Source organism: Halomonas maura, from assembly GCF_030409305.1.
Lineage (GTDB): Bacteria > Pseudomonadota > Gammaproteobacteria > Pseudomonadales > Halomonadaceae > Halomonas > Halomonas maura.
Window position 1 is genome coordinate 134,672 of record NZ_JAUFPQ010000013.1, and the last position, 17,822, is coordinate 152,493.

13 protein-coding genes are annotated in these 17,822 nt (G+C 69.0%); 7 read left to right on the forward strand and 6 right to left on the reverse strand.

Translation table 11 applies throughout. From position 1 onward, the window contains the following. Nucleotides 1–10: 10 nt before the first annotated feature. The 4 genes from narJ to QWY76_RS07540 all read right to left on the reverse strand — a co-directional run bounded on the left by narJ (nucleotide 11) and on the right by QWY76_RS07540 (nucleotide 7,718). Nucleotides 11–796 carry a nitrate reductase molybdenum cofactor assembly chaperone gene (gene narJ / locus QWY76_RS07525; RefSeq protein WP_290310508.1) on the reverse strand — a complete coding sequence of 262 codons (786 nt, stop codon included), beginning with the start codon at nucleotides 794–796 and terminating at the stop codon, nucleotides 11–13. Next, complete coding sequence (gene narH / locus QWY76_RS07530; RefSeq protein WP_290310509.1) at nucleotides 789–2,396, reverse strand: nitrate reductase subunit beta; 1,608 nt, start codon at nucleotides 2,394–2,396, stop codon at nucleotides 789–791. Before narH ends, narJ begins: the two co-directional genes overlap by 8 nt. Further along, nucleotides 2,393–6,169 carry a nitrate reductase subunit alpha gene (locus QWY76_RS07535; protein WP_290310510.1) on the reverse strand — a complete coding sequence of 1,259 codons (3,777 nt, stop codon included), beginning with the start codon at nucleotides 6,167–6,169 and terminating at the stop codon, nucleotides 2,393–2,395. Before QWY76_RS07535 ends, narH begins: the two co-directional genes overlap by 4 nt. Before the next feature lie 301 nt (nucleotides 6,170–6,470). Next, nucleotides 6,471–7,718 (reverse strand): MFS transporter, encoded by a 1,248-nt coding sequence (locus tag QWY76_RS07540; protein ID WP_290310511.1) that lies wholly within the window; start codon nucleotides 7,716–7,718, stop codon nucleotides 6,471–6,473. A 208-nt stretch (nucleotides 7,719–7,926) separates the two neighbouring features. Here QWY76_RS07540 and QWY76_RS07545 point away from each other — a divergent pair, with 208 nt between their 5' ends. The 7 genes from QWY76_RS07545 (at nucleotide 7,927) to QWY76_RS07575 (ending at nucleotide 15,563) form a co-directional block, all read left to right on the forward strand. Next, nucleotides 7,927–9,834, forward strand: coding sequence for a type IV pili methyl-accepting chemotaxis transducer N-terminal domain-containing protein (locus QWY76_RS07545; RefSeq protein ID WP_290310512.1), 1,908 nt, complete (start codon nucleotides 7,927–7,929; stop codon nucleotides 9,832–9,834). Beyond that, nucleotides 9,831–10,493 carry a two-component system response regulator NarL gene (narL, locus tag QWY76_RS07550; RefSeq protein ID WP_290310513.1) on the forward strand — a complete coding sequence of 221 codons (663 nt, stop codon included), beginning with the start codon at nucleotides 9,831–9,833 and terminating at the stop codon, nucleotides 10,491–10,493. Before QWY76_RS07545 ends, narL begins: the two co-directional genes overlap by 4 nt. 275 nt (nucleotides 10,494–10,768) lie before the next feature. After that, nucleotides 10,769–12,421, forward strand: coding sequence for an MFS transporter (locus QWY76_RS07555; protein ID WP_290310514.1), 1,653 nt, complete (start codon nucleotides 10,769–10,771; stop codon nucleotides 12,419–12,421). Nucleotides 12,422–12,647: 226 nt separating this feature from the next. Further along, nucleotides 12,648–14,033 (forward strand): MFS transporter, encoded by a 1,386-nt coding sequence (locus QWY76_RS07560; RefSeq protein ID WP_290310515.1) that lies wholly within the window; start codon nucleotides 12,648–12,650, stop codon nucleotides 14,031–14,033. Between the two features lie 149 nt (nucleotides 14,034–14,182). Further along, nucleotides 14,183–14,620 (forward strand): DUF4870 family protein, encoded by a 438-nt coding sequence (locus QWY76_RS07565; protein WP_290310516.1) that lies wholly within the window; start codon nucleotides 14,183–14,185, stop codon nucleotides 14,618–14,620. A 2-nt stretch (nucleotides 14,621–14,622) separates the two neighbouring features. Further along, complete coding sequence (locus QWY76_RS07570; protein WP_290310518.1) at nucleotides 14,623–15,207, forward strand: cytochrome c oxidase subunit 3; 585 nt, start codon at nucleotides 14,623–14,625, stop codon at nucleotides 15,205–15,207. A gap of 59 nt (nucleotides 15,208–15,266) precedes the next feature. After that, entirely contained in the window at nucleotides 15,267–15,563 is a 297-nt protein-coding gene (locus QWY76_RS07575) for a hypothetical protein (RefSeq protein ID WP_290310519.1), read from the forward strand. A gap of 6 nt (nucleotides 15,564–15,569) precedes the next feature. Here the strand turns inward: QWY76_RS07575 and QWY76_RS07580 are convergent, their stop codons facing one another. Together QWY76_RS07580 and QWY76_RS07585 are read right to left on the reverse strand one after the other, a co-directional pair. Next, nucleotides 15,570–15,779: a hypothetical protein gene (locus QWY76_RS07580; RefSeq protein ID WP_290310520.1), complete on the reverse strand. Its 210-nt coding sequence runs from the start codon at nucleotides 15,777–15,779 to the stop codon at nucleotides 15,570–15,572. A gap of 10 nt (nucleotides 15,780–15,789) precedes the next feature. Continuing rightward, nucleotides 15,790–17,736 (reverse strand): nitric oxide reductase activation protein NorD, encoded by a 1,947-nt coding sequence (locus QWY76_RS07585; RefSeq protein WP_290310521.1) that lies wholly within the window; start codon nucleotides 17,734–17,736, stop codon nucleotides 15,790–15,792. Nucleotides 17,737–17,822 lie beyond the last annotated feature (86 nt).

The following is a 17,822-nucleotide window of genomic DNA, read 5'->3' on the forward strand; positions in this document are numbered from 1 at the left end:
CGGTTCTCCTTTAGCGATCGCTCACGGCACGGTCGGTCGAGCCGCTGCCGGGCATGATCTTGACGGGGTCGCTCGACACCTGGTGCTTGCGCTCGGCGAGGCGACGGCCTTCCGCCGACTGCAGGGCACAGTCCTGGTCGGAGGCGGCGGAGAAGCGCACGGCCTCCTCTTCCCAGATCGCGTCGAGCGCCTCGGGGGTGTCGTCCCGCGCCTCGTCCTTCACCTCCTCGCGGTGGGCGTCGACATCGCCTTCGGCGCCGATCAGCGCCAGCAGCGCCAGGGGCACCAGGGCGTGGTCGGCGTCCCGCTCCTCCAGACGGGCGGTGATCCGCGCCAGGATATGGCGGATCTCGCCCAGCCAGCGGCCGATCTCTTCCTCGGGCCGGGTCGACAGGTACTCCAGGAACAGCGGCAGGTAGTCGGGCAGTTCCCGGGCATCGATCTCGAAGCCGGCGGCGCGGTACTCGGCCATCAGGTCGACCATGGCCTGGCCGCGGTCGCGGGACTCGCCGTGGACATGCTCGAAGAGCAGCAAGGAGGTGGCCCGGCCGCGGTCGAAGCACGCCACGTACTCGGCCTGCAGGTCCATGAGGTCGGCCTCGGCCAGGCGCTGGCACCAGTCCATCAGGGCCGTGCGCAGCGTGGCCGACCAGCGACGCTCGGCATCGATGAGCTCGATCATCTCCCCGGCGGCGGCCTGGAGCGCCTCGCCGGGGTAGTCCAGCAGCCGGGCCAGCACCCGCAGGCTCAGCATGCCGCCCATGGGCTCCGGATGTTGCATCGCGGCTTCAGCCATGACGGGCCTCCTCGGTTTTCTCATCGTGCCGCCCCTCGCTCCGGACCTTGTCCCGAGAACCGGGATCGAAGACCTCCACCGGCTTGACCAGGGTGGTGGTCATCTTGCGCCCGCCGAACAGGCTCTCGCCGCTGTCGCCGTGGCAGCCGTCGCCGAAGCTGAAGCCGCAGCCGCCGCGCTCGGGGAAGGCCTCGGTGGCCATCTCCCGGTGGCTGGTGGGAATCACGAAGCGGTCCTCGTAGTTGGCGATGGCGAGATAGCGGTACATCTCCTCGACCTGGGCCGCGGTCAGCTCGACCTCGTCGAGCACCGCGGTATCGGCCGCGCCTTCCACGTGCTTGCCGCGCATGTAGAGGCGCATGGCCATCAGCCGCTTGAGCGCCAGAACCACCGGGGCCTCCTCGCCGGCGGTGAGCATGTTGGCCAGGTACTTCACCGGGATGCGCAGCGACTCGATCTTCGGCAGGATGCCGTCGGACTCGTCTCTCTCAAGGTCGCCGGCCTCGGCGGCGGACTGGATCGGCGACAGCGGCGGCACGTACCAGACCATGGGCAGGGTGCGGTACTCCGGGTGCAGCGGCAGCGCCAGGCCCCAGTCGATGGCCATCTTGTAGACCGGCGAGGCCTGGGCGGCGGCGATCACGTTGTCGGGGATGCCGTCCTTCCTGGCCTGGGCGATCACCTCGGGATCATGGGGATCGAGGAAGATCTCGCACTGGCGATGGTAGAGGTCGCGCTCGTCCGGGGAGCTCGCCACCTCCTCGATGCGGTCGGCGTCATAGAGCAGCACGCCGAGGTAGCGGATGCGCCCCACGCAGGTCTCGGAGCACACCGTGGGCTGGCCGGCCTCGATGCGCGGGTAGCAGAAGATGCACTTCTCGGATTTCCCGGTCTTCCAGTTGTAGTAGATCTTCTTGTAGGGACAGCCGGAGATGCACATCCGCCAGCCGCGGCACTTGTCCTGGTCGATGAGGACGATGCCGTCCTCCTCGCGCTTGTAGATCGCCCCGCTCGGGCAGGACGCCACGCAGGTCGGGTTCAGGCAGTGCTCGCACAGCCGCGGCAGGTACATCATGAAGGTGTTCTCGAACTGGCCGTAGATGTCGGCCTGCACCTGCTCGAAGTTGGCATCCTTGCGCCGCTTGGCGAACTCGGTGCCGAGGATCTCCTCCCAGTTCGGGCCCCACTCGACCTTGTTCATGCGCTGGCCGGAGATCAGCGAGCGCGGCCGCGCGGTGGGCTGGTGCTCGCCCTGCTTGGCGGTATGCAGGTGCTGATAGTCGAAGGTGAACGGCTCGTAGTAGTCGTCGATCTCCGGCAGGTCGGGGTTGGCGAAGATGTTCGCCAGCACCCGCCACTTGCCGCCGATGCGCGGCTCGATGCGGCCGTCCTTGCGGCGCAGCCAGCCGCCGTTCCACTTCTTCTGGTTCTCCCACTCCTTGGGATAGCCGATGCCGGGCTTGGTCTCGACATTGTTGAACCAGGCGTACTCGACGCCCTCGCGGCTGGTCCAGACGTTCTTGCAGGTCACCGAGCAGGTGTGGCAGCCGATGCACTTGTCGAGGTTCAGGACCATGCCTACCTGGGAACGAATCTTCATTTCACGGCCTCCTGCTCATAGTCGTTGCCCTCGCCGTCCAGCCAGTCGATCTTCTTCATCTTGCGCACGATGACGAACTCGTCGCGGTTGGAGCCGACGGTGCCGTAGTAGTTGAAGCTGTAGGCCAGCTGCGCATAGCCGCCGATCATGTGGGTCGGCTTGGGACACACGCGGGTGACCGAGTTGTGGATGCCGCCGCGGGTCCCGGTGACCTCGGAGCCCGGCATGTTGAGGATCCGCTCCTGGGCGTGGTACATCATCGCCATGCCGTTCTTGACCCGCTGGCTGACCACTGCCCGCGCGGCGATGGCGCCGTTGGCGTTGTAGAGCTCGATCCAGTCGTTGTCCTCGACGCCGATGGACCGGGCATCGTCCTCGGACAGCCAGACGATGGGGCCGCCGCGGGACAGCGTCTGCATCAGCAGGTTGTCGCTGTAGGTGGAGTGGATGCCCCACTTCTGGTGCGGGGTGATCCAGTTCAGCGCGATCTCCGGGTTGCCGTTGCCCTTGTCGTCGGCCAGGCTGACCGCCGCCTTGGTGTCGATCGGCGGCCGGTAGACCAGCAGGCTCTCGCCGAAGGCGCGCATCCAGGCGTGGTCCTGGTAGAACTGCTGGCGGCCGCTGACGGTGCGCCAGGGAATCAGCTCGTGGACGTTGGTGTAGCCGGCGTTGTAGGAGACATGCTCGTCCTCGAGGCCGGACCAGGTCGGGCTGGAGATGATCTTGCGCGGCTGGGCCACCACATCGCGGAAGCGGATCTTCTCCTCTTCCTTGGGCTCGGCGAGGTGGCGGTGATCGCGGCCGGTGATCTTCGACAGCGCCTCCCAGGCCTTCACCGACACCTGGCCGTTGGTCTCCGGCGCCAGGGTGAGGATCACCTCGGCGGCGTCGATGGCCGACTCGATGCGCGGACGGCCCTTGGCCGGGCCCTCGGTCTTCACGTAGTTGAGCTTGCCGAGCAGCTCCACCTCCTTCTCGGTCTTCCAGCCGATGCCCTTGCCGCCGTTGCCCAGCGAGTCGAGCAGCGGGCCCACCGAGGTGAAGCGCTCATAGGTGGCCGGGTAGTCGCGCTTGACCTCGACCAGCGCCGGCATTGTCTTGCCGGGGATCGGCTCGCACTCGCCGCGCTTCCAGTCCTTGACCTCGGGCTGGGCCAGCTCGGCGGGAGAGTCGTGCTGCAACGGCAGGGTGACCAGGTCGGTCTCCTCGCCCAGGTGCCCCACGCAGGCCTTGGAGAAGGCCCTGGCGATGCCCTTGTAGATGTCCCAGTCGCTGCGCGACTCCCAGGCCGGGTCGGTGGCCGCGGTCAGCGGGTGGATGAAGGGGTGCATGTCCGAGGTGTTGAGGTCGTCCTTCTCGTACCAGGTCGCCGTGGGCAGCACGATGTCCGAGTACAGGCAGGTGGTGGACATGCGGAAGTCCAGGGTCACCAGCAGGTCGAGCTTGCCCTCCGGCGCCGCTTCGTGCCACACGACCTCCTCGGGCTTCTGGCCGCCGTCCTCGCCCAGGTCCTTGCCCTGGATGCCGTGACGGGTGCCGAGCAGGTACTTGAGCAGGTACTCGTGGCCCTTGCCGGAACTGCCGAGCAGGTTGGAGCGCCAGATGAACATGTTGCGCGGGAAGTTCTGGGGGTCGTCCGGGTCCTCGGCGGCGAAGCGCAGGCCGCCGGCCTTGAGCTGGTCGACCACATAGTCGGCGGTGGACTGGCCCGCCTCGGCGGCCTTGCCGGCCAGCGACAGCGGGTTGGTGGCCAGCTGCGGCGCGGAGGGCAGCCAGCCCATGCGCTCGGAGCGCACGTTGAAGTCGATCAGGCTGCCGGAGTAGTCGGCCGGCCTGGCCAGCGGCGAGAGGATCTCCTTGATCTCCAGCTTCTCGTAGCGCCACTGGCTGGAGTGGTTGTAGAAGAAGGAGGTCGAGTTCATGTGGCGCGGCGGCCGCTGCCAGTCGAGGCCGAAGGCCAGCGGCAGCCAGCCGGTCTGCGGGCGCAACTTCTCCTGGCCGACATAGTGGGACCAGCCGCCACCGCTCTGCCCGATGCAGCCGCACATGACCAGCATGTTGATCAGGCCGCGGTAGTTCATGTCCATGTGGTACCAGTGGTTCATCCCGGCACCGACGATGATCATGGAACGCCCGTGGGTCTTGTCGGCATTGTCGGCGAACTCCCGGGCGATGCGCAGGCACTGCTCGGCGGGCACGCCGGTGATCTTCTCCTGCCAGGCCGGGGTATAGGGCTTGACCTGGTCGTAGGCGGTGGCGCCGTCGTCCTCGCCCTCCTTTCCCTCTTGGCTTCTAAACCCGCGATCGATGCCGTAGTTGGCGCACATCAGGTCGAAGACGGTGACCGCCAGGATCTCGCGGCCATCGGCCAGCGTCAGGCGCTTGGCCGGCAGGCTGTGGAACAGCAGCTCGTCGCTGGCGCCGCCGCTCTTCACATGGTCGAAGTGCTCGTGGGCGATGCCGCCGAAGTAGGGGAAGGCCACCCGGGCCACGTCGTCATGGGCCTCGGCCAGGCTGAGGCGGGTCTTGATCTCGGCGCCCTCGGCGTCGCGCGGCTCGAGGTTCCACTTGCCCTCCTCGCCCCAGCGGAAGCCGATGGAGCCGCGCGGCACGACCAGCTGGTCGCGGGTCTCGTCCCAGGCCACGGTCTTCCACTCGGGGTTGTTGTCCTGACCGAGGCTGGCCTCGAAGTCGCTGGCGCGCAGCTGCTTGCCGGGCACGTAGCTGCCGTCCTCGCGGGCCTCGAGCTCGACCAGGCAGGGCATGTCGGTGTAGCGACGCACGTAGTCGGTGAAGTAGGCGCTGGGCCTGTCGAGGTGGAACTCCTTGAGGATCACGTGCCCCATGGCCATGGCCAGGGCCGCGTCGGTGCCCTGCTTGGCGGACAGCCATTCGTCGGTGAGCTTGGAGACCTCGGCATAGTCCGGGGTCACCGAGACGGTCTTGGTGCCCTTGTAGCGCACCTCGGTGAAGAAGTGGGCGTCCGGGGTGCGGGTCTGGGGCACGTTGGAGCCCCAGGCGATGATGTAGCCCGAGTTGTACCAGTCGGCGGACTCCGGCACGTCGGTCTGCTCGCCCCAGGTCATCGGCGAGGCCGGCGGCAGGTCGCAGTACCAGTCGTAGAAGCTCATGCAGACGCCGCCGATCAGCGACAGGTAACGGCTGCCGGCGGCGTAGGAGACCATGGACATGGCCGGGATCGGCGAGAAGCCGATGATGCGGTCCGGGCCGTACTGCTTGGCGGTGTAGACGTTGGAGGCGGCGATCAGCTCGTTGAGCTCGTTCCAGTCGGCCCGCACGAAGCCGCCCATGCCGCGGGCGCGCTTGTACTGCTTGGTCTTGGCCGGATCCTCGACGATGGAGGCCCAGGCGTCGACCGGATCGCCCTTCTCCTCGAGGGCCTCGCGCCACAGCTTGAGCAGCGGCTTGCGGACCAGCGGGTGCTTGAGACGGTTGGCGCTGTAGAGGTACCAGGAGTAGCTGGCCCCCCGCGGGCAGCCGCGGGGCTCGTGGTTGGGCAGGTCCGGCCGGGTCCGCGGGTAATCGGTCTGCTGGGTCTCCCAGGTGACCAGGCCGTTCTTGACGTAGATCTTCCAGCTGCACGACCCGGTGCAGTTCACCCCGTGGGTGGAGCGCACGACCTTGTCGTGCTGCCAGCGTTGGCGATAGCCGTCTTCCCAGCCACGGGACTCGTCGCGAACCTCGCCATGGTCATTGGCGAAGGGCTCGCGTGCCTTGCGGAAGAAATTCAGCCGATCGATGAAGTGACTCATGGTCGCTCTCCAGGCTCCTCGAATAGATGCGTGACCCCGCCGGGTCACCCGTCCTGCACCGCCGCCTCATGTCGCACACGGCCAGGGTCGTTGGAGCCGATTCTGGGTGATCCCGGCGCCGATTACTGCCCGGTTACCTCCATATACATCGCCTCTACCCCCAAGGAGATAGGTGCCCCCGCAACCAGGGGATAAGCCCCTGGCGGCAGGCGTCGCGGCCGGCCGCCGCACGCGATGTGCCCCCGGCTCGCGGGGCCGGCAGGCGGGGGTAGCAGGGCGTCGGGAGAGGTGCGGCGAGCGCTCAGCGGCGAGCGCCGCGGACGTGGTCGGCCAGCATCACCAGCATGCAGAGCACCAGGGCGGCGTAGAGGAACATGAAGCCGGCGGTATCGAGGCCGGTCCAGAGGCTGCCGAGCACGAAGACCGGCGGCAGCAGGGCGGCGAAGAGCCCACCGAGGGTCAGCGCCAGGCCGCCCACCAGCACCATGTCCTCGCCGTGGTCGCGATGGATCAGCCGCATCAGGCTGCCGAGCCCCAGGCCCATGGCCAGCCCCATCAGGCCCATCAGCAGCTCGAAGCCCCACAGGGGCGCGTCGTAGTGCAGCGCCAGGGCCCCATGCACGCCATGGATCTGCATCGTGAAGGGCGGATAGGAGAGCAGGAACAGGCAGGCCAGCACGAAGGCGCTGACCCACCAGCGCAGGCTGCGGAAGTCGTGGCGGTCGGCCAGGGCCCCGCCCACCACCTGACCGATTCCCACCACCAGCGGGAAGGGCAGCCCCCACAAGGCCGCGGCCTGTTGCGCGAGGCCGTAGCGCGCCGTCAGCTCACCCGGCAACCACAGCGCCAGGCCGACGAAGGCACCGAAGAAGAAGCCGTAGGTGATGGCCAGCCGCCACAGCGTCCAGTCCCGCAGCCGTCGCAGCCCCGCGGCCAGGCGGCCCGACGGGCGGCGGCGCGGGGCCTCCGCCGGCGTGCCGGCGTCGTCGGCGAACAGCCACAGCAATCCCGCGACCAGGGCCACCGGCAGCAGGTAGAGCAACGGGGCCAGGCGCCAGCCATAGGCCTGGCTGACCAGCGGCAGCAACAGGTAGCCGAGCCCCGCCCCGACCATGCCGGCCCCGTAGAGCCCCAGCGCCAGGCCGACGTGCCGCGCCGGGCCCAGCGTGGCCACATGGACCAGGCCGGCGGCCAGAGCGCCGGCCCCGACACCGAGTCCCAGGCCCGCGAGCAGGTACTCCGGATAGTGGTCGGCATGGCCGATCCACCACAGGAAGGGACAGATCCACAGCAGGCAGCCGAGCATGACCCGGCGCCCCCCCAGGCGTCGGGCCAGCAGCGCCGCGGGCAGGCTGGCCAGCCCCCCGGCCAGCAGCGGCATCGCCAGCAGGATGGCGAAGGCCAGGGGGCTCAGCGCCAGTTCGCGCCTGAGCTCGAGGCCCAGCACGGCGAACAGGGTCCAGCAGGCGAAGACCAGCGCGAAGGCCAGTGGCGAGAGCACCACCACCACCAGGGCGCGATAGCCCAGCGGTGGAGTCGGCTCGGCCAACGGGGCCTCCTCGGGCGGGCCGCTGGGGGAAACGAGGGAGTCGGCAGGCGTCATGGTCGGGACTCGCGGGACGATATCCGAATTCTCGTGAGCCCCTTCGGCAGCGTCAAAAGGGCATGGGAGGTATGCCTTTGAGAGAGAATCGTCTACCTACTAGGGTATAGTGGCATCCAGAGCACCGCTTTCCCCGTGTCCCCCGGAGATCCCGATGAGACTGCTGCAGCGCTCCCTGGTGGCCCGCATCATCGCCTCGCTGCTGGCGATCAGCGCCATGGCGCTGGTCAGCATCGCGGTGACCATGGGCGTGGCCGGCAGCAGCCAGGGCGACGCCGCCGCCATCAACCTGGCCGGCTCGCTGCGCATGAACTCCTACCAGCTGGTGGCCGCCCTGCAGCGCTACGACCGCGCCCCGGCCGCCGAGCGACGCGCCCGGGTGGAAGCCATCGCCGGGCGCTTCGCCGAGCGCCTGGACAGCCCGGAGCTGACCGGCGCCCTGCCCGAGGCCGATGACCACCAGCTGCAGGCCCAGTACCGCCGGCTGAAGGCCCACTGGCAGGATCAGCTGGCCCCTCGGGTCATCGCGGCACTGGACGGCCAGGCCGTGGCGATCGCCCCGCTGAACCGCGAGCTCGAGGGCCTGGTGGACGAGATCGACCGGCTGGTGACCCTGCTCGAGCAGAACAGCGAGGCCAAGATCCGCCTGCTCAGCGCCCTGCAGATCCTGTTCCTGGCGCTGACCGCGGTGGTGGTGGCCATCGCCCTCTACGACATCCGCTACAACCTGGTCCGCCCCCTGCACCAGCTGGTGGTGCTGGCCCGGGAGGCCGGACGCCGCAACTTCGGCTATCGCACCCGGCTCGCCGGCAGCGACGAGCTGGCCCTGCTCGGCCGCACCCTGGACACCATGGCCGCGGAGCTCGGCGCCAGCTACGCGGAGCTAGAGGAACGGGTGTCACGCAAGCAGCAGGAGCTGGCTCGCAGCAACGAGGCCATGCAGATCCTCCACGACGGTAGCCGCGCCCTCTATGGCGGGGGCAACGACCTGTGCGCCAGCGCCGCGCCGATGCTGCGCCGTCTGGAAGACCTGCTCGGCATCGGCCCCATCGGCCTGTCGCTGCATGACCCCTTCGACCAGCGCGAGGTGCCGATCCTCGCCACCCACTCGCGCAGCCGGCCGACCTACTGCCGCGACCACGACTGCCATGCCTGCCTGATCGACCCCCAGCCCCTGGAGCTCTCGGAGCGCGGCGACGCCGAATGCCTGCTGCTGCCGGTGAGCGTCGGCGAGACCCTGCTCGGCACCCTGGAGGTCTGGTACCCCACCGCCGCGCCGCTCACCGACAGCACGAGGCGGCTGCTGTATGCCCTCACCGACCAGCTGGCCACCGCGGTCTACCTGCAGCGTCGCATCGAGGAGGAGCAGCAGGTGACGCTGATGAACGAGCGCACCATCATCGCCCGGGAGCTCCATGACTCCCTGGCCCAGTCGCTGTCCTACCTGAAGATGCAGGTGGCCCGCCTCGAGCGCATGCAGGCCAAGCAGATGCCGCGAGAGACCCAGGCGCCGGTGTTCGACGAGCTGCGCGGCGGGCTGGACAGCGCCTATCGCCAGCTGCGCGAGCTGCTCACCACCTTCCGCCTGCGCCTCGACGGCCCGGGGCTGCAGAGCGCCCTGCGCGAGACCACCCTGGAATTCGGCGAGCGGCTGGGCTTCCCGGTGGAACTGTTCTTCGACGTGCCGCCCCACCTGCTCAACCCCAACGAGGAGATCCACGTACTGCAGGTGGTGCGCGAGGCGCTGGCCAACGTGCACAAGCATGCCCAGGCCCACTGGGCGGCGGTCACGGTCCGCTTCGCCCAGGCCCGCCTGGGGGTGATGATCGAGGACGACGGCATCGGCCTCGAGGACGACCGCTCGCCGCCCATGCACTATGGCCTGGTGATCATGCGCGACCGGGCCGAGACCCTGGGCGGCGAGTTCGAGGTGCGCAACCGCGACGCCGGCGGTACCCTCGTGGCCATCACGTTCCCCCCGCAGACGGCACGACTGATCGCCCAGCAACCCGCCGAGCCGGCCCTCCACCTCCAACCAGCGAACAGGGACCCCGCAGGATGACCCGGACAGCCCACGACCCCGCCACTCTGCTGATCATCGACGACCACCCGCTGCTGCGCCGGGGGGTCACCCAACTGCTCGAGCTGGAGGACGACCTGGAACTCGCCGGCGAGACCGGCGAGCCGGAGGAAGGCATCCGCCTGGCCGGCGAGCTGGACCCGGACCTGATCCTGCTGGACCTCAACATGCCGGGGATGGACGGCATCGAGACCCTCAAGCGGCTTCGCCAGGACGATTTCGCCGGACGCATCGTGATGTTCACGGTCTCCGACCATGAGGAGGACGTGGTCGCCGCCCTGCGCGCCGGGGCCGACGGCTACCTGCTCAAGGACATGGACCCGGACGACATGGTGCGCCAGCTGCGCCAGGCGGCGCTGGGCCGCATGGTGATCAGCGAGAGCCTCACCGCCCTGCTCGCCGAGGCCCTGCGCAGCCAGCGGACCCAGCCGGCCACCCCGGATATCCACAGCCTGACCCAGCGCGAGCGGGAGATCCTCCGCGAGCTGGCCGCGGGACTGTCCAACAAGCTGATCGCCCGCAAGCTCGACATCACCGAGGGCACGGTGAAGGTCCACGTCAAGCACCTGCTCAAGAAGCTCAACCTGCGCTCCCGGGTCGAGGCCGCGGTGTGGGCCGTGCAGGAGGGTGTGGACAAGTAGTCGGCCACGGTTCTCTGTGGATACCTCCAAATACTCTCGCCGCCGGCACCGGTGAGCCGGCCCGGCGAGCGGCGTGGCTAAGCTCCTGATATTGCAGACCACGACCCTCCTACCTCCCTACCCCTCAAGGGGTATCTCGCTGTTTTTCGGGTCTTTTCGGGCCGTTTCACCGCCCTGTCCCCGGGCGTATCTTGCGTTGCAAAGCCCCAGGCTGATGCCGGTCGACCGCCATCGCGCGACGGGGCTCCACCGAGAGAGCGCAAGGGGGATACACCATGACCAGACAGAGTGCCGATTCCACCCACTGGGAGGCCGGCCAGAAGCCGCTGCCTCCCCGCGGGCGGCGCAACGCCGACATCGAGCAATGGGACGTCGAGGACCCGACGTTCTGGCAGACCACCGGGCGCCGCATCGCCAACCGCAACCTGTGGATCTCCATTCCCAGCCTGCTGATGGGCTTCGCCGTCTGGCTGATGTGGGGCATGATCACCACCCAGATGCGCAACCTGGGCTTCGCCTTCACGGTGGACCAGCTGTTCACCCTGACCGCCATCGCCGGGCTCTCCGGGGCCACCCTGCGTATCCCGGCATCGTTCATGATCCGCATCGCCGGCGGGCGCAACACCATCTTCCTGACCACCGCCCTGCTCATGCTGCCGGCGCTCGGCACCGGCATCGCGCTGATGAACCCGGGCACCCCGCTGTGGGTCTTCCAGGCCCTGGCGCTGCTCTCGGGCATCGGCGGCGGCAACTTCGCCTGCTCGATGAGCAACATCTCGACCTTCTACCCGAAGAAGCAGCAGGGCTATGCCCTGGGCATGAACGCCGGCCTGGGCAACTTCGGCGTCACCACCATGCAGATCCTGATCCCGCTGGTGATGACCGTCGGCATCTTCGGCGCCATCGCCGGCGATCCCATGGAACTGACCCGAGCCAGCGGCACCCTGATCGGCCGCATCGAGGCCGGCACCGATACCTGGATCCAGAATGCCGGGCTGATCTGGCTGGTCTTCCTGATCCCGCTGGCCTTCGCCGGCTGGTTCGGCATGAACAACCTGCGCACCATCACCCCCCATCCCGGCACCCCGCTGCAGGCCTTCGGCAAGATCATCGGCCTGTACGGCGTGGGCCTGATCACCTCCGTGGTGGGCGTGGCCGCCCTGGGCTGGCTGAACATGTGGCTGGCCCTGCCGCTGACCATCGTGCTGACCCTGGGCCTGCTGCGGCTGATGCCCGGTAACGTGCGCAGCAACATCCAGAAGCAGTTCGAGATCTTCCGCGACAAGCACACCTGGTCGATGACCGTGCTCTACATCGCCACCTTCGGCTCCTTCATCGGCTTCTCCGCCGCCCTGCCGCTGTCGATCACCGTGATCTTCGGCAACATGATGGAGGTGGCCGCCGACGGCAGCGTGACCCGCGTGGCCAACCCGGATGCCCCCAGCGCCCTGACCTGGGCCTGGATGGGCCCCTTCGTCGGCGCGCTGATCCGCCCGGTCGGCGGCTGGATCTCCGACAAGGTGGGCGGTTCCATCGTCACCCAGATCATCTCGGTGATCATGGTCGCCGCCTCCGCGGCGGTGGGCTACGTGATGATGCTCGCCTACAACGCCACCGATCCCAACCAGTACTTCTGGATGTTCCTCACGCTGTTCATCGTGCTGTTTGCCGCCAGCGGCATCGGCAACGGCTCCACCTTCCGCAGCATCGGCGTGATCTTCGACCAGCAGAAGAAGGGCCCGGTGCTCGGCTGGACCTCCGCCGTGGCCGCCTATGGCGCCTTCATCGCCCCGCGGGTGATGGGCGAGCAGATCAAGGCCGGCACCCCGGAGATGGCCATGTACGGCTTCGCGGTCTTCTACGCCCTGTGCCTGGTGGTCAACTGGTGGTTCTACCTGCGCGGCAATGCCTACGTGAAGAATCCCTGACCCACCCCGCCACATGGAGCCAGCCGTCGCACGACCGGGCCCCGAGAGGGGGCCGGTCGCCGCTGGCGGCGGCGTCGAAGGGCGTACCGAGCGCCTACTCCCAAAGGGATAGGCCCCGGCTATCAAGGGGTAGCGGCGGCGGCATCTTGATGCACGTCAATATCGTCCACCCCCCAGCTGCCAGTCTGGAAGGCGACCTTTCATGCATCGCCGAAGGAGGCACGACATGAACCATCTCGAGGGCGTGACCCGGCCACAGCAATACCGGGCGTTGTCACTCAGCACCCTGGCGTTCACCACCTGCTTCGCGGTGTGGACGATCTTTTCCATCATCGGCATCAAGATCAAGCAGGACCTCGGCCTCAACGAGACCCAGTTCGGCATCCTGGTGGCCACGCCGATCCTTACCGGCTCCATCAGCCGGATCTTCCTCGGCATCTGGACCGAGCAGTTCGGCGGGCGCCGCGTCTTCAGCCTGCTGATGCTGGTCACCGCGGCCTGTGTCTTCCTGCTCTCCTACGTCGAGTCCTACGCGATGTTCCTGGTCGCCGCCCTGGGCGTCGGCCTGGCCGGCGGCTCCTTCATCGTCGGCATCGCCTACACCTCCTACTGGTTCGAGAAGGAGCGCCAGGGGACCGCGCTGGGGATCTTCGGTGCCGGCAACGCCGGGGCGGCGGTGACCAACTTCGCCGCCCCCTTCCTGCTGCTGGCGCTGGGCTGGGAACAGACCGCGGTGGTCTACGCCATCGTGCTGGCGGTGGTGGCCGTGGGCTTCTGGGTGTTCTCCAAGGAGGATCCGCTGACCCGCTCCCGGCGCGGCCAGGGCGGCAAGGCCACCTCCGCCCGGGAACAGCTGGAGCCGCTCCGGCACCCGCAGGTCTGGCGCTTCGCCCTCTACTACTTCTTCGTCTTCGGCGCCTTCGTCGCCCTGGCCTCCTACCTGCCGCGCTACTACGTGGGGGCCTATGACGTCAGCATCGCCGTGGCCGGCTCGCTGGCGGCTCTCTACACCCTGCCGGCCAGCGTCTTCCGGGCGCTCGGCGGCTGGATGTCCGACCGCTACGGCGCCCGCTCGATCATGTACCTGACCTTCATCGCTTCGCTGGTCTGCCTGTTCCTGCTCGCCTACCCCGAGACCCACTACGTGGTGGAGGGCAAGGAGGGCCAGATCGCCTTCTCCCTGGCCATGCCGTTGTGGGGCGTGGTGGTGCTGACCGTGCTGCTGGGCTTCTTCATGTCGCTGGGCAAGGCCGCCGTCTACAAGCACATCCCGGTCTACTACCCGGAGAACGTCGGCTCGGTGGGCGGCCTGGTCGGCATGATCGGCGGCCTGGGCGGCTTCTTCCTGCCGATCGTCTTCGGCGCGGTTCTCGACCTCACCGGGGTCTGGACCAGTTCCTACATGGTGCTCTTCGTGCTGGTGGCCGTCTCGCTGATCTGGATGCACGGCGCCATCCGCCGCATGGAACGCAGCCACGTGCCGGAGCTCGACGAGGAGCGCTACCGCTACCTGCCGGAGATCCAGGATGTGGGGGCCCGTCCCGCCGGCCATGCAGGCCGGGCCGCGCCTTCCGCGCCAGCGGCTCGTCCGGGCCGGGAGGCCGAGGCCTGAACCCCGGCCCCATGACACGAATGCCGCCTGCGGGCGGCATTCGTCGTTCACGCTGTCCCGGACTTGATCCAGGCCAAAGCAGGCCCCGGCTTCCGGATATATCGTGGAATGATTCATTCATCTTGACTGCCAGCCGCCGGAGGTGCGCCATGTCCCTCACCCCGTCCCCCCACGAGCCCTACGGATCCCTTTACAAGGAACCCGGCCGCGGCACCATGCTGATCGTCTACGGCCTGTTCCTGGGAAGCGTCATGGCCGTGATCACCGCCCCGCTCGGCGTGGGCCTCGCCCATTGGATGCGCCATCGCACCAGCGCCTGGCTCGAGTCCCACCGCCGCTTTCAGGTCCGCACCTTCTGGCTGGGGCTCGCGGGGGGCGGCCTGGGCCTCGGCACCTGGCAGCTGCTGGGGTGGCTCCAGCTGCCCGCGGCGACGTCCTGGGCATTCGGCTACCTGTTCTTCACCGCCTGCCTGGTGTGGATGGTCGGGCGCTGCGGGGTGGGCCTGCATCGGCTGCTGGCCAACCGGCCCATCGCCAACCCGGCGAGCCTGGCCTTCGGCGGGACCGGCGTGAGCCTCAAGGGGTGAGCATGGCCTTCCCGGACGCCTCCGCCACGCGCGTGCCGAACCCGGGATGGGGCCCGCTGTCCACGCTGCCCGGCAACCCGCTGATGTGGGTGCTGATCCTCAGCGAGCTGCTGGTCTTCGCCGCCTTCTTCGCGCTCTATGCCTGGCAGCGGGCCCTGGACCCGGCGCTGTTCGACGCCGGCCAGCGCCAGCTCGACCCGCTGATGGGCGGTCTCAACACCCTGGTGCTGCTGACCAGCGGCCTGTTCGCCGCCCTGGCGGTGCAGGCCATGGCGGCCGGCCGGCGCCGCCGCGCGCGGCAATGGCTGGTCATCACCCTGGTGTTCGGGGGCGTGTTCGGGACGATCAAGGTCCTGGAGTACGCCGACAAGCTGGCCGGCGGGTTGACCCCGGAGACCAGCCCCTTCTTCGGTTTCTACTACGGCCTGACCGCCTTCCACTTCGCCCACGTGCTGTTCGGGATGGCGATCCTGGCGCTGGTGACCTGGCGCCTGTCGAGGGACAACGTCGAGACCGCCACGGCCTTCTGGCACATGGTGGACCTGATCTGGGTCCTGCTCTATCCCCTGCTCTATCTCTTGCGCTGAGGGCGCCCTATCGCGCCGAGGGCATCCGCCCTCGCCGGAGGCGCCCCGCCGAGGTGACCATGACCCTGCTTCCCGGATCGCACCGCCTGCTCGTCACCTGGGCCCTGCTGATGGGCCTGACGGTGGTCTCCATGCTCTCGGCACGCCTGGACCAGGCCACCCAGTGGCAGGCCCTGCCGCTGGGGTCGGCGGGCCTGGTGCTGCTGGCCAGCGGCTTCAAGGCCCATCGGGTGCTGATGGTCTACCTGAACCTGCGTATCGCCGGCCCGGCCTGGCGGGGAGCCTTCGTCGGCCTGCTGGGCCTGACCCTGGCGCTGATCGCCGGCGGCTACCTGGTCGCGCGCTGGATGGGCTGAGTCGCCTCAGCCCTCGCCCGGTGGCAGCACGCACCGCGCCCAGCCCTCCAGGGCACGGCCCAGGTGCAGCAGGCCGTAGACTGCGAAGGGCACCAGCAGCATCAGCGCCACCCCCCAGTCGCGGGTGTTGATCAGCCAGACCAGCGGCACCACCACCGCCACGGCGGCCAGGCACCAGGCCGTCACGGCCAGTACGAGTCGGGAACGGGTCGTCACGGCAACCTCCTCAGCTGGCGATGATCTGGCGGTAGATCCCCGGCAAGGCCAGGGAGAGGTGCTCGGGGCGCTGAACGATGGCATAGCCCCCACGACCGAACAGGTGCGGGATGTAGCGGCCCGCCTCGCGGTCGATGGTCACGCCGAAGACCCGCACCTCCTGGCGGCGCGCCTCGAGCACCGCCTTGCGGGTGTCCTCGATCCCGTAGCGTCCCTCGTAGTAGTCGTTGTCGTTGGGCTTGCCGTCGGTGAGCATCAGCAGCAGCCGATGCCGGTTGGGCCGCTCGGCGAGTTCCGCGGTCAGGTGGCGGATGGCCGGCCCCATGCGGGTGTAGGAGCCCGGCTTGAGCGCGGCGATGCGCCGCGACACCCGCTCGCCCATCGGCTCGTCGAAGTCCTTGAGGGTCTTGACCCAGACCCGGTGGCGACGCTGGGAGGTGAAGCTGTGGATGGCGTAGTCGTCGCCGCAGCCGGCCAGCCCGTGGCCCAGCACCAGCAGGGCCTCCTTGGCCACGTCCAGCACCCGGCGATCCGCCAGCCAGGCCTCGGTGGACAGCGACACGTCGACCAGGATCGACACCGCCAGGTCGCGGGCCTGGGTGCGACTGTCCTGGTAGAGGCGATCGCTGGCCTCGCCGGTGGCCGCCAGGTCACAGCGCGAGCGGATCACCGCGTCCATGTCCAGCTCGCTGCCGTCGAGCTGGCCGCGCAGGAGCTCGCGGCGCGGACGCAGCGCCTCGAACTCGCGCCGCACCCGGCGGATGCGCCGGCGGGTGGCCTCGTCGGGGGTCCAGTCCTCGCCCTCCTCGCTCTGCAGGTCGCTGTGCACCACGCAGTGGTCGGGCAGGTAGGCCTGCTTGCGGTGGTTCCACTCCGGATAGGTATGGCGTCCCTTCAAGCGGCCGCCGGCGACCTCGTCCGGCGCCAGGTCGAGGTCGAGCTTGAGCCGCGAGCTGGCGCGCTGGCGGTTGGGGCTGAGCACGATCTCGTCGATCTGGTCGGCGGCCTGGCGGGCCGCGTCCTGCTCCTCGTCCTCCACGTGGCGGTTGAGGTTCACCATCTCGGCCCAGGAGAGCATCTTCTCGGAGGCGTTGAGGATCAGCGGGTCGTCGCGGTCGGCCTGGTCCTGCTCGCGCCGGTCGGCCTGGCGCTTGCCATGGTCGTCCTCCCGGGCATCGCCTCCGGCGAGTGGAATGTCCTCGTCATCGGCTCGCGCGCCCGCCCCGTCCTCCCGGGTGCCCAAGGTCACGGCCTGGCCCCATAGCGGAACGGGCAGTGTCGGCCGGTAGCCGCGCGGCGCAAGGAAGTCGTCCAGCGGGAGGCTGTCGTCGCGAATGGCCCGCTGCATGGCCCGGGCCCAGCCCCCCTCGGGGTCCGGGGCGCCGAGCTCCGCGCACAGAGCGGCTTCCAGCGCCGCCTCACGGAGCGGCAGCCGGCGGCGCCGGGGACGGATCGCCAGCAGCTCGCCGCACAGGCGGACATAGCGCTCCGTCAGCCCGGGGAAGCGCGCCAGCGCCGCCCGCGCGGCACGGCGCGCCTCGCGCAGGCGCGCCAAGTCGGCCTGCAGCGGGTCCGCGGACAGCGGGACCGGGCGCGCCTCGGCCAAGAAGGCAGTCAGCCACAGGTAGAGGTCGCGATTGAGGGCGGCCTCGGGGAAGAGCGCCAGGCGCGGCGGCAACAGCAGGTGTTCCTCGTCGCGGCGCGCCTGGTCGAGGGCCTCCTCGTCGAGGCCCAGCCGCTGGCGCAGGCTCAGTCGGTGGGACGAGGCGCGGGCGGCGATGGCGGCCACCTCGACGCCCGCCTCGCCACCGCCGGCGCGGAAGAAGACCCCGAGCATGGGACGCAGGCTCTCGAGGGATACCGCCGCCTCGGGGTGGTCGGGGTAGCTCGCCGCGCCCGAGGCCCAGCGGTGCCAGTGCCGGCCGACGAACTCCTCGACCTCGAGGAAATCGAGCATTTCAACGCTCCTCTTAACAACCGGGCGCAAGAGACAAGAGATGAGCTTTTCCGGCGCCAAGCCGCTGCGAAGGCGCTGTGAACCCT